The 12,510-nt window shown below is 31.3% G+C and carries 17 protein-coding genes; all 17 read right to left on the minus strand.

The window, feature by feature from the left end:
• Window positions 1-248 precede the first annotated feature (248 nt).
• The gene (atpC, locus tag Q3287_RS12185; RefSeq protein WP_054271910.1) at window positions 249-509 is read right to left on the minus strand and encodes an ATP synthase F1 subunit epsilon; all 261 of its coding nucleotides are present in this window, start codon (window positions 507-509) and stop codon (window positions 249-251) included.
• A gap of 2 nt (window positions 510-511) precedes the next feature.
• Complete coding sequence (gene atpD, locus Q3287_RS12190) at window positions 512-1,906, minus strand: F0F1 ATP synthase subunit beta (protein ID WP_021386424.1); 1,395 nt, start codon at window positions 1,904-1,906, stop codon at window positions 512-514.
• Window positions 1,907-1,918: 12 nt separating this feature from the next.
• On the minus strand, window positions 1,919-2,797 hold the full coding sequence (atpG, locus tag Q3287_RS12195) for an ATP synthase F1 subunit gamma (RefSeq protein WP_054271911.1): 879 nt from the start codon (window positions 2,795-2,797) through the stop codon (window positions 1,919-1,921).
• Window positions 2,798-2,824: 27 nt separating this feature from the next.
• Window positions 2,825-4,327 carry a F0F1 ATP synthase subunit alpha gene (gene atpA, locus Q3287_RS12200; protein ID WP_054271912.1) on the minus strand — a complete coding sequence of 501 codons (1,503 nt, stop codon included), beginning with the start codon at window positions 4,325-4,327 and terminating at the stop codon, window positions 2,825-2,827.
• Between the two features lie 16 nt (window positions 4,328-4,343).
• Window positions 4,344-4,889 carry a F0F1 ATP synthase subunit delta gene (locus Q3287_RS12205; protein WP_054277731.1) on the minus strand — a complete coding sequence of 182 codons (546 nt, stop codon included), beginning with the start codon at window positions 4,887-4,889 and terminating at the stop codon, window positions 4,344-4,346.
• On the minus strand, window positions 4,886-5,383 hold the full coding sequence (gene atpF / locus Q3287_RS12210) for a F0F1 ATP synthase subunit B (RefSeq protein WP_054271914.1): 498 nt from the start codon (window positions 5,381-5,383) through the stop codon (window positions 4,886-4,888). Before atpF ends, Q3287_RS12205 begins: the two co-directional genes overlap by 4 nt.
• A 122-nt stretch (window positions 5,384-5,505) precedes the next feature.
• A complete protein-coding gene (gene atpE / locus Q3287_RS12215) occupies window positions 5,506-5,766 on the minus strand; it encodes an ATP synthase F0 subunit C (protein ID WP_021386434.1) in 261 nt (86 codons plus the stop codon).
• A 68-nt stretch (window positions 5,767-5,834) separates the two neighbouring features.
• Window positions 5,835-6,539 carry a F0F1 ATP synthase subunit A gene (gene atpB, locus Q3287_RS12220; protein WP_054271915.1) on the minus strand — a complete coding sequence of 235 codons (705 nt, stop codon included), beginning with the start codon at window positions 6,537-6,539 and terminating at the stop codon, window positions 5,835-5,837.
• Window positions 6,540-6,541: 2 nt separating this feature from the next.
• On the minus strand, window positions 6,542-6,928 hold the full coding sequence (locus Q3287_RS12225; RefSeq protein ID WP_054271916.1) for an ATP synthase subunit I: 387 nt from the start codon (window positions 6,926-6,928) through the stop codon (window positions 6,542-6,544).
• A 4-nt stretch (window positions 6,929-6,932) separates the two neighbouring features.
• On the minus strand, window positions 6,933-7,160 hold the full coding sequence (locus tag Q3287_RS12230; RefSeq protein ID WP_021386436.1) for an AtpZ/AtpI family protein: 228 nt from the start codon (window positions 7,158-7,160) through the stop codon (window positions 6,933-6,935).
• Between the two features lie 174 nt (window positions 7,161-7,334).
• Window positions 7,335-7,772 (minus strand): cytidine/deoxycytidylate deaminase family protein, encoded by a 438-nt coding sequence (locus Q3287_RS12235; protein ID WP_003421374.1) that lies wholly within the window; start codon window positions 7,770-7,772, stop codon window positions 7,335-7,337.
• A gap of 225 nt (window positions 7,773-7,997) precedes the next feature.
• Window positions 7,998-8,813: a selenium-dependent molybdenum cofactor biosynthesis protein YqeB gene (yqeB, locus tag Q3287_RS12240; protein ID WP_407964134.1), complete on the minus strand. Its 816-nt coding sequence runs from the start codon at window positions 8,811-8,813 to the stop codon at window positions 7,998-8,000.
• 288 nt (window positions 8,814-9,101) lie between these two features.
• Window positions 9,102-9,731 carry a uracil phosphoribosyltransferase gene (gene upp / locus Q3287_RS12245; RefSeq protein WP_054271918.1) on the minus strand — a complete coding sequence of 210 codons (630 nt, stop codon included), beginning with the start codon at window positions 9,729-9,731 and terminating at the stop codon, window positions 9,102-9,104.
• 35 nt (window positions 9,732-9,766) lie between these two features.
• Entirely contained in the window at window positions 9,767-10,219 is a 453-nt protein-coding gene (rpiB, locus tag Q3287_RS12250; RefSeq protein WP_054271919.1) for a ribose 5-phosphate isomerase B, read from the minus strand.
• A 16-nt stretch (window positions 10,220-10,235) separates the two neighbouring features.
• Entirely contained in the window at window positions 10,236-10,685 is a 450-nt protein-coding gene (locus Q3287_RS12255) for a low molecular weight protein arginine phosphatase (protein ID WP_407964135.1), read from the minus strand.
• A gap of 16 nt (window positions 10,686-10,701) precedes the next feature.
• Window positions 10,702-11,742 carry an L-threonylcarbamoyladenylate synthase gene (locus Q3287_RS12260; protein ID WP_054271921.1) on the minus strand — a complete coding sequence of 347 codons (1,041 nt, stop codon included), beginning with the start codon at window positions 11,740-11,742 and terminating at the stop codon, window positions 10,702-10,704.
• A 28-nt stretch (window positions 11,743-11,770) separates the two neighbouring features.
• A complete protein-coding gene (locus tag Q3287_RS12265; protein WP_054277734.1) occupies window positions 11,771-12,451 on the minus strand; it encodes a ZIP family metal transporter in 681 nt (226 codons plus the stop codon).
• Window positions 12,452-12,510: the final 59 nt, after the last annotated feature.

Consider the following 12,510-nt stretch of genomic DNA (forward strand, 5'->3'; position numbering starts at 1 on the left):
AAATTTTATAAAAATTTTATATATATTTATTATATGAAGATGTTTTCATTTACATAAAACCTAGCTAAACCTTCTTTATATTCTGAATTACAACATAATTTTGCAGTAAATTTAAACTTTTTGTGAATTTATTATCACTAAAAATTTACAATTTTTTTGTTATTTTATTAACACCAAAAAACAAAAAAGTCATTTTATCCAAAATATTTTTTTGGTCAAAATGACTTTTCAGATTATAAATTAATTTATTAAATCCATTCAGCAGATTCTGTTAATATAACAGTTTTATTCTGAGCTACGTTAACAAATCCTTCTGCTATTTTTGCTTCTTTAAAACTTCCATCTTTTTTTATCTTTAAAGTTCCTACAGGTATACCTGAAACAAATGGTATATGACCTTTCAATACTCCTTTGTCTCCTTTTGTAGTTCTAACTACTATCATTTCAACGTCTCCATCATAAAAAGTATTATCTGGAGTTACAACTTTCAATGAAAATTCACTGGCCATGACTACATACTTCCCTTCGCTTTTTTAACAGCATCTTCTATTGTTCCTACAAACAAGAATGCTGACTCTGGTAAGTCATCATGTTTACCTTCAAGAATCTCTTTAAATCCTCTTACAGTCTCTTTAACAGGAACATATTGACCTGGATTTCCTGTAAATTGCTCAGCAACTGTAAATGATTGAGATAAGAATCTTTGTATCTTTCTAGCACGTGCAACTATTAACTTATCTTCATCAGATAATTCATCCATACCAAGTATAGCGATTATATCTTGAAGTTCTTTATATCTTTGAAGTATTGATTGTACACCTCTAGCTACTTCATAATGTTCTTTTCCTACTATATTAGGGTCAAGAATTCTTGATGTAGATTCAAGAGGGTCAACTGCTGGATATATACCCAATGATGATATTTGTCTAGATAAAACTGTTTTTGCATCTAAGTGAGAGAATGTTGTAGCTGGTGCTGGGTCAGTTAAGTCATCCGCTGGTACATATACTGCTTGAACAGATGTTATTGAACCTTTTTTAGTTGATGTTATTCTCTCTTGAAGCGCACCCATTTCAGTAGCTAATGTTGGCTGATAACCAACAGCTGATGGCATACGTCCTAGAAGTGCTGAAACTTCTGAACCAGCTTGTGTAAAACGGAATATATTATCAACGAAAAGTAAAACGTCTTGTCCTTGCTCATCTCTAAAATGCTCTGCCATTGTAAGTCCAGTTAAAGCAACTCTCATTCTTGCTCCTGGTGGCTCATTCATCTGACCAAATACTAGAGCAGTTTTATTTATAACTCCAGATTCACTCATCTCTCCATAAAGGTCATTACCTTCTCTTGTTCTTTCTCCTACTCCTGAGAATACAGAAATACCACCATGTTGCTTAGCGATATTGTTTATAAGTTCTTGTATTAAAACTGTTTTTCCTACTCCTGCTCCTCCAAATAGACCTATTTTTCCACCTTTTAGATATGGTGCTAGTAAGTCAACTACTTTAATACCTGTTTCAAGTATTTCAGCTGTAGTTTCTAGTTCATCATATGCTGGTGCTGGTCTATGTATAGGTAATTTAGGTGCAGATTTTGGAGCTGGTTTTCCATCAACTGGTTTTCCAAGAACATTAAATATTCTACCTAAAGTCTCGTCTCCAACAGGAACACTTATTGGTCCACCTGTATCTACAACTTCCATACCTCTTACAAGTCCATCTGTCGCACTCATAGATATACATCTTACAGTATCATCACCTATATGTTGAGCAACTTCTGCAACTATTTCTTTATCTCCTAACTTTATTACTAACGCATTTAATAAGTTAGGTAGGCTTTGTTCACTATCAAACTTAACATCTAGTACAGCTCCTACAATCTGTACTACTTTACCTACATTTGCCATTTCCTAACCTCCCTATTTTAGAGCTTCAACTCCACCAACTATCTCTGTTATTTCTTGAGTTACAGCTGACTGTCTTGCTCTGTTATAACTTAACTCTAAATTAGATAGCATTTCATTCGCATTGTCTGTGGCTGATTCCATCGCAGTTCTTCTAGCACCTTGCTCTGACGCAAAAGATTCCAAAATTCCACCATATACTGTACCTGATATAAATTGAGGTACTATATAACTTAAAACTGCCTCTGCTGATGGTATATATTGTACTTTTGATTTACTTTGCTTTTCTTCTTTTATTACAATTCCATGGTCATCTGTATCTTTCTCAAAAACTAATGGAAGCAATTTTAAAATTTCAACTTCTTGTGATAAAGCTGATTTAAATTTTGTATAAGAAATATAAACTTCATCTACTTCACCTTTTTTATACAGGTCGATAATAGTTTGTGAAATTTCTATCGCATCTTCATATCCACAAGCTTCCACACTATTTATATCTTTTACTATATTGTAATCTCTTTTAGAAAAGAATTCATGAGCTTTCTTTCCTACAGTTATAACTGTTTCCTTTTTACCTTGCATATGAGATACAGATTCCTTTAACACATTGGAATTGTATCCACCAGCAAGACCTCTGTCTCCAGCTACTACTATATAGCACTTATTCTTTACTTCTCTTTCTTTTAAAAATTCATTTCTAACTCCACGTGTTGTTTGGGCAATATCTTTTACTGTATCGTACAAAGTATTAAAGTATTCTCTTGAATCTTCAGCTTTTTCTTTTGCCTTTCTAAGCTTAGAAGATGCAACTAGTTCCATAGCTTTAGTTATTTGTTTTGTACTTTCAACAGTTCCCATACGTATTTTGATTGCTTTAATTCCAGCTCCTGCCAATTAATTTACCTCCTTTTTTAAAAAGGATTATACTTCAACAACAAACTTTTCTTTAAATTCATTTATTGCATCTGTTAAATCATGAGTGAAGTCATCTCCACCTAATATTTTTCTTGATATTTCTGGATAATTATTATCTACAAATGCATACAATTCTGATTCAAATCTAGCTATATTATCTATTGGAATATCCTCTAGATGATTATTTATAACAGCGTATATTATCATAACCTGATTTTCAACTTTTATTGGTTGATGCTCACCTTGTTTTAATATCTCAACTATTCTTTCACCTTGAGCAAGTCTCTTTTTAGTATCTTCATCCAAGTCAGAACCAAATTGTGAGAATGCTGCAAGTTCTCTATATTGTGAATATGCAAGTTTTAATGTACCTGCAACTTTTTTCATTGCTTTAATTTGCGCAGAACCACCAACCCTCGATACTGATATACCAGGGTCAACTGCTGGTCTTACACCTGAATAGAATAATTCTGGTTGTAAGTATATTTGACCATCTGTTATAGATATAACGTTTGTTGGTATATACGCAGAAACGTCACCAGCTTGAGTTTCTATTATAGGTAAAGCAGTCATTGAACCTCCACCTAATTCATCTGATAACTTAGCTGCTCTTTCAAGTAATCTTGAATGTAAATAGAATACATCTCCAGGATATGCCTCACGTCCTGGTGGTCTTCTAAGTAATAATGACATTTCTCTATATGCAACGGCTTGTTTACTTAAATCATCATATACTATAAGTACATGTTTTCCATTGTACATAAACTCTTCACCCATTGCTGCTCCAGCATATGGCGCTATATATTGAAGTGGTGCTGATTCAGATGCTGTTGCTGAAACTACTATTGTATAGTCTAAAGCTCCACCTTTTTCTAGCGAATTAACCAATTGAGCTACAGTAGAACGTTTTTGCCCAATTGCTACATATATACATATAACATCTTTTCCTTTTTGATTTAATATAGTGTCAATAACTATAGATGTTTTACCAGTTTGTCTGTCACCTATTATTAACTCTCTTTGACCTCTACCAATTGGTATCATTGAATCTATTGATTTGATTCCTGTTTGTAATGGTTCATAAACAGACCTTCTATCTATTATACCAGGTGCTTCAGATTCAACTGGTCTAGTTTTTGTATATGCTATAGGTCCTTTTCCATCTATTGGTTGACCTAGAGAATTTACAACTCTACCCATTAAAGCTTCTCCAACTGGAACTTCAACTATTCTTCCAGTTCTCTTAACTATATCGCCTTCTTTTATTTCACTGTCATCACCAAGTATAACAGCTCCAACTACTTCTTCTTCTAAGTTAAGTGCCATACCATATATTTCACCTGGGAACTCTAGTAACTCACCAGACATAGCTTTCTCTAATCCATATACACTCGCTATACCATCCCCAACTGTTAAAACACTCCCTGTATCTGTTAACTCAACTTTATTCTCATAATTTTTTATTTGCTGCTTAATTATAGAACTTATTTCTTCAGGTTTTAAGTTCATGGGTTCACCGCCATTCTTAAGATATTACTTCAGATAGCTTTTCTTTCATCTTATCTAGACGAGTTTTTACAGTGCCATCTATCTGTTCATTTCCAAGTCTAACTAGAACTCCCCCTAGTATAGTCTTGTCAACTACATTTTCTATAGTAACATTTTTATTGTATTTACTTGAAAGTTTAACTTCAAGTTCTTTAATATCTGTTTCACTCATTGGAATAGCACTTATTGCTACACCAGCAATCACATTGTTTTTCTTATTTAATAACTCTTTATAAGCTAATTCTATATCTTCTAAATATGATATCCTATCTTTGTCTACCAAGACTTTCAAGAAGTTTTTTATGTTGGAACTTACTTCCTTACTAAAAATAATTTCTACCAAGTTTTTCTTTTCTGATTTTGAAACTAATGGTGATTTTAAAACTTTGTAGAAATCTTTACTAACTTTAGTCATCATATCTACTACTTTTTCTAATTCTTTGAACAATAAATCAGTTGAATTTTCTTCTTCTCCTAATTGAAATAGGGCTTCAGCATATCTGTTGGCTATTACATTTATCATTTAGCTTCCCCTACCTCTTTTATAAAGTTTTCTATCAATTCTTCATGTTTAGATTTATCTAAATCTTTTTCAATGACCTTAGATGCTGCAAGTAGTGCTATATTAGATATATCACTCTTAATTTCATTTATAACCTTTTGTCTTTCTTGTTCTACATCTTTACTTGCTTTCTCTTTTATATCAAGAGCATCTTTCTTTGCAGTATTTACTATATCATCTGATTTCTGTTCTGCTCTTATAGTTGCTTGTTTTATTATTTCTTGACCTTCATCTTTAGCAAAATTGATTTTTGACTCATATTCTTTTTTCAGAGCTAAACCTTCATTTTTTGCTTTTTCGCCTTCTGCCAGATCGTTTTTAATATCATTTTCTCTTGATTCAATTATATTTAATACTGGCTTAAATAAAAGCTTTCTCAGAAGTAAAAATATTATAAAAGTATTAACAATTTGGAACACAAATTCCCATGTTATACCTACTAGTGCTTTCTCCATAATTATCCTCCTTTCCATAAATCATAACTACTTATAATCACGAGAAGAAAAAACTCTTCTCATGAGTATAAGTTTGAGATGATTTACCTATAAACCTATCTCAAAATATTTAAGGACTAAATCTACATTCCTAAGTATTTAAAGAATGGATTTACGAATAGAAGTATTATTGATACAACCAAACCATATATTGCTGAAGACTCTGCTATAGCAACACCTAGTAATAAAGTTGAAGTTATATCACCTTTAGCTTCTGGTTGGTTCCCTACTGCTTCTGCTGCTTTACCTGCTGCTACACCTTGACCTATTCCTGCACCTATACCTGTTGCAACTGCTATTCCTGCACCTATTGCTGATGCTGCCGCTACTATTGCTGTTTCCATAATTATTTCCTCCTTAAAACTTTAATTTTTTAAATTATTTTATTTTTATCTTAATATAAGTTGATTTCTTAATCTAATTCTCCTGCACTTGATATAAACACCATTGTTAACATTATGAATATATATGCTTGTAACAATCCTGCAAATAAGTCAAAATACAAGTGCAATGGTACTGGTATTAGTATCTGTCCAATTGGTATTGATAATCCTGGTATTAAACTAGATACAAAACCTAAAAGTTGATAAAATAGACCCATTATAATTGTTCCACCTAAAATATTCCCAAATGGACGGAAACTTAATGATATTGGTCTGGCTAACTCACCTATAATATTGATTGGTAACATTACAGGAAGTGGTTGAGCCAATTCTTTAAAGTACGATAATCCCTTAAATTTAACTCCTGCAAAATAAATCATAAAAAATGTAATCATTGCCCATGCAGCAGTTGTATCTAAGTCGGTTGTTGGTGATCTTAATCCAAGTAATGGGCTTAAATTTGAGCATGCGAAAAATAAAAACAAACTTCCTATGTATGGTATCATATATGGCATTCTTTTTATTGTGTTTTTACCCATAACATTTGTAACCATTTTAGCAAGACCACCTATTGCAAACTCCAAAAATATTTGGATTTTACTAGTTGGAACTTTTTTTAAGTTTCTAGTCAAGAAATAAGATGCTATCGCTAAAAAGGCCATTATTCCCCAACTCACTAGTATTGTTTCACTAATTTTAAAGTTTCCTATGAGATAATAATGCGCTTGACTCATACTTATGCCTCCTTCCTCTTTAATTTATTTATAAAGTTTTTTGATAATATGACAAACTTTGTACTCAATAATCCTAATGCTGTTCCGATTATATTTAAATGTGGTACTTTAGCTGAAGCAATTAGAACAACTGCCATTATAAATAACCTAATGGTATATTGTGCTGATGCATAAGCTTGTGCCTTTCCAGCAGGAAATGTCACTGATTTTTCCAGTGATATTGCCAATAATCTAAAATTTAACATAGCTATTATAGAGCCAAATATAAGTCCTAATAATAATGGCTTACTTAATGTTGATGTTATCAACATTAGCACAATTAAAATTACATCAAATATTACTATACCCTTTGTTACTGACCTTACTTGGTTAAGTAATTTTATATCCAATATATCACTTCCTTCGTGTATATACTATTAGAGTTTTATAAACACCACTGAAAGCTCCTCCAACGCCTAACAATAAAAATATTATTGTCAGAACTGGACTAGTATTTAATTTACTATCTAAAAATTTTCCTAAGAAAGTACATCCTAATATTGATATTACAATCATCAATCCTATTTGGCTTATTAAACTAAACAACTTTGCAATTTCCATATGTGTATTTCTTTTACTCATAAATAGTATCCCTCATTATTACAAAATAAATAACAATTAATTAATCTATATCATAAATTTATTTAATTATAAAATATATCTTACTACTAATCTGATGATTTTTCAAACACTTTCTTTTAGCCATATCATTCCATTGTCATAATTTGGCTTTTATTGTCATGTCATTACTATTTACTAAAATTTTATAAGCTCTATTCCTGCTTCTTTTAGCAATTCTGTAGACATGTCATCTGGATAATCACCTTCATAAACAATTTTTAATATACCTGCATTTATGCACATTTTTGCACACAAAACACAAGGCCTTGTAGTAACATACAAAGTTGCTCCATCTACACTAATACCATTATGAGCTGCTTGTATTATGGCATTTTGTTCAGCATGTAATGCTCTACACAATTCATGTCTTTCTCCTGAAGGAATATTCAATTCCTGCCTTTTACATCCAATATTTTCACAGTGTTCAAGATTTCTTGGAGAGCCATTATATCCAGTTGTTAATATTTGTTTGTCCCTTACAATGACAGCACCTACTTGTCTTCTAATACAAGTTGAACGCTTTTTCACTACTTCTGCAATTTCCATGAAGTATTCATCCCATGATGGTCTCATAATTTACTTTTCTCCTCTTTGCTTATGTACTGGTCTTATATATTTATTAGATTTCAAGCTAAATAAATACTTATTTTTATATTATATACACATGTTAATTGAATGTCCAATAAAAAAAGAGCATTTTTACCATTTAAATTTTAAATACCCGTTATATGCTCTCTTTAATCTATTAAATTTATTATATCATCTTAACAAAATATTAATAGCCCTATCTAATATAAATTAATTTTTTGGATAGATTCCATTGTTTAATATGGCTTCTAAAACCCCTCCAGCTATGCATCTAGCTTTATCTGATATTGTAAAAGCATTCTTAACTTCTTCTTTTCTAGGGTCTATGTCTAGTATTTTTAAATTTTTATCTACCTTTGCTCCATCTTTTAATAATCCTCTAAGCACCCCAGGTATTGTTGCTCTAACTTCATGCTTTTTTTCATAATCATTAATATAACAAAGTAAGTCTCCTTTTTCAACTATATCGCCTATCTTACATACATTTTCCATTATACCAGCATGCTGTGAATGCATTACCCTCTCTTTAGCAAAACCTTTTATTGCACCTGGTATTCCAGTATTTTTTTCTGCTCTTCCATCAGTTATTATTCTTCCTAGATTATGACCTCTCATTGTTTCTATAACAATGTCTACATCTTCACCTGCGCAAAAGCCAGGTCCTAAAGCTATTGTAAGTGGCGCCATATCTTTAGTTGTACCTAAGTTTTTCTTAGCTAATATCCCATCAACCAAAACAATTGGATTTATTTTTGATAGCATTTCTCCTTTTGGGTCTATAATCAATGCTACTTTATCTTGAGACAAGGTCTCTTCTATTTCTTTTTCAGTATTACAAAGTATGCACTCTACACCTTCAACAATCACCTTTTTTTCATAAACAGCTTCACAAAAAGAAATTTGTCTTCTTATGGCTAATGGTTCTTCTATTTCTAGAGCAATCACTTTAAAACCACTATTGTGTAATTTATGAATAACTGCTGTCGCTAAATCTCCTGCTCCTCTTACCACTATACAATTTTTCATGTATTATCACTCCTAATAATATCCTTCATACTTTATTTCTAATTTAATTAATACACATCAATTTAATTGTAAGCAACTAACATGCCATATTGAAAAACATTAATATTTTGTAGATTCCTGTAAAATAGCCATTCTTTTTTAATTGGTAAAAACTTTTTATTCTCAATTCGAGAAATTTATCAATTCAAGAATTACTATTTTGAGAAAAATATATAAAAAGGAACCTTCTTACATAAAATTATACATTACATAAGAAGGCCCCCAAGAAATATTTATGGTTATTTATTTTTATTTAGTTCCAAATAATCTATCTCCAGCATCACCAAGACCAGGAATTATATATCCATGTTCATTCAATTTTTCATCAATTGATGCAACATATATATCAACATCATCATGATATTTTTGTACTTCTGCTATACCTTCTGGTGCAGCTACTAAATTAGCTAATTTTATACTTTTAGCTCCTTTAGATTTAAGTAAATCTATAGCTGCTACAGCAGACCCTCCTGTTGCAAGCATAGGGTCAACTACTATTATATCTCTTTCTCCTATATCTTGAGGAAGTTTACAATAGTATTCAACTGGTTTTAATGTTTCTGGGTCTCTATATAGTCCCACATGCCCAACTTTTGCTGCTGGCATTAAACTTACTAATCCATCTACCATCCCAAGACCTGCTCTTAAAATTGGAATTATTGCTAATTTTTTACCCGCAACTACTTTAGATGATGTTTTTTGAATAGGAGTTTCTATTTCTACATCTTTTAATGGTATATCTTTTGTTATTTCATATCCCATTAACATTGCAATCTCAGTTAAAAGTTCTCTAAAATCCTTAGAACCAGTATTTTTATCTCTCATTAAAGTTAATTTATGTTGTATTAATGGATGGTTTGTCTCTACCACTTTACTCATTTTGATAATTCCTCCTGATAAAACTGTAATTTTTATTATTTATTATGTTTTTCTTCTATTGATTTAATCATATTTACTCTTCTAGCATGTCTATCACCTTCAAAATCTGTGTTAATCCATGCCTCAACTATTTCAAGTGCTAGACCTTTTCCTAAAACTCTTTCACCTAATGACAACATGTTTGCATCATTATGTGCTTTTGACATTTTTGCAGAAAATACATCTGATACAACTGCACATCTTATTCCAGGAACCTTATTTGCAGCTAAAGATATTCCTATACCTGTACCACAACATAATATTCCATAATCTACTTCTTTATCTACAACTGCATTTGCAACTACTTCTCCATAAACAGGATAATCAACAGAATCTGTAGCATTATTAGTTCCATAATCCACACATTCTATCCCTTTACCTTCTAAATAGCTTATTATTTCTTTTTTTAAATTATATCCTCCATGGTCACAACCTAATCCTATCTTCATTTGTTTATCCTCCACTTCATATTTTTTTTACTATTTCGTTGACAGAATATATTATTTCTTTCATAGTATCTTTATAAGTATCTAAATTTCCACCAAATGGGTCAGATATATCTAACTCACTCTTATTTACAAACCCTTTAAAAGTATACACTTTTTCTTTGCATTTTGGAACTGCTTGTACTAAAATTTCTTTATGATATTTAGTCATTGTTAGTATTATATCTGAGTTATCAATTAATTCCTTAGTAATTACCTTACTTCTATGATTTGATAAGTCTATACCTAATTCTTTTACTGCTTCTATAGAATGTTTAGAAGCATTCATACCATCTACTGTTGATATACCTGCTGATGATATACAATATTCTTCAATATTTCTTCCAGATTCTTCAATTGCCTTCTTTAATATAGCTTCAGCCATAGGGCTTCTACAAGTATTCCCTGTACATACAATAAGTATATTCATATTTTACAACTCCCTTTTAAGCCTTTATTACTTTGTATCCTGCTGACTTAAGTAATCTATTCATAATGGCTTGTCCAACGCCAGTTTTAGGGAACTCCTCTGAATATATGACATCAATACCCTTTTTATCCATTTCTATAAGAGCATCAAACAGATTACTTGCAACTTCTTCAAGAGTACTTCCTAAATCTATTACTTCTCCATCATAAAACTCTCTATTTCTACTAATACACATTACGCCTGTTTTTAGGCCTTTCTCTTTATTAGATTTTATCATATCATTAATCTTTGTTGCTACATTTTCTCTTTTTCCAGATATAATATATACATCTGCATTTGGAGAATAGTGTTTATACTTCATTCCAGGAGCTTTAGCTTTTTGATTGTCTTCTTTTTTACTTAATGATGGGTCAAGCTTTACTTCACCAAGAAGTTCTTCCAAAACTTCTTTAGTGATACTTCCTGGTCTCAATATCATTGGAGTTTCTTCTGTCAAATCTAATACAGTTGACTCTAATCCAAAATTACTATCTCCACCCAAAACTATTCCATCTACTCTTCCATTCATTTCTTCATATACATGTTTTGCTTTTGTTGGAGATGGTCTACCAGATATGTTTGCAGAAGGAGCTGCAATAGGTACGCCAGCTTCTTTTATTATTGCCCTGGCAATAACATTAGAAGGCATTCTTATTGCAACTGTATCAAGCCCCCCACTAGTTCTATATGGAATTATATCTTTCTTATTTAATATTATTGTTATAGGTCCTGGCCAAAGCTTTTCTATAACAAGTTTAGCTTTATCACTTACATCTTTAGCTAAATCATATACTTCTTCTTTTTCATATATATGAACTATTAGTGGATTATCACTAGGTCTTCCTTTAGCTTCATAAATCTTTTTTACTGCATTCTCATCTAATGCATTTGCACCTAGCCCATATACTGTCTCAGTTGGAAAGATAACTGTTTTACCTTCTCTAAGAAGTTTTGCTTGTATTTTTATTTCTTCATAATCAATATTATTTATATCAATACTACTTATAATAGTTTTCATCTTTTGTATGCCTGCTTTCATTTTAATTTTATATATAGTTTACAATTATTGTACCTACCAAAAAACCAATTATACAATACACACTTTTTGAATGCGGGAAAATTTCTTCCAATACAACATACATCATTGTACCTCCTGCTGTAGCAAGAAATACACCTATAAGGGACGTAAATGCCCCTCCGAAATAAGCACCTAAAAAACTTCCTAGACCCATAGGTAGTCCAGCTATCAAAGTAAATAAAATGACCTTGCCTAGTTTCATTTTATTGCAAACTAAACCTAATGCCATAGCTAATCCTTCTGGTATATTGTGTAGACCTATAACTATAGCAAGAGTGATACCTAAGCTTTCAGTTGACATGAAAGAAGAACCTATTGCTAACCCCTCTGGTAAATTATGTAGTAATATACTTATGAATATAAGATACCCAGATGTCATACTTCCAGACACATCTAATTTTGTTTTTATGTACATAGTTATGAGAGCTCCAACAAATGTAAATATAACTGTATTGAGTATACCCATTTTGTCCATTGATTCTTTCATCAAGTCAAATACCACTACAGCTAACATTATTCCGCCAGATAATCCCATAAAGAAATTTAGATATTTATCAACCTCTCTTTTAAAAATAGCCGATATTACTCCTCCTAATCCTGTCCCTATAACACCTGCCAAAAGCCCAATCATTGTTACTTTTAGTATCATATAACCCTCCTATACTTGTATATAACAATTATATACAGTAGAATATGATAACATGACCT

Origin of the sequence: Clostridioides sp. GD02404, from assembly GCF_045898275.1 — a bacterium.
Classification (GTDB): Bacteria; Bacillota; Clostridia; order Peptostreptococcales; family Peptostreptococcaceae; genus Clostridioides; species Clostridioides difficile_A.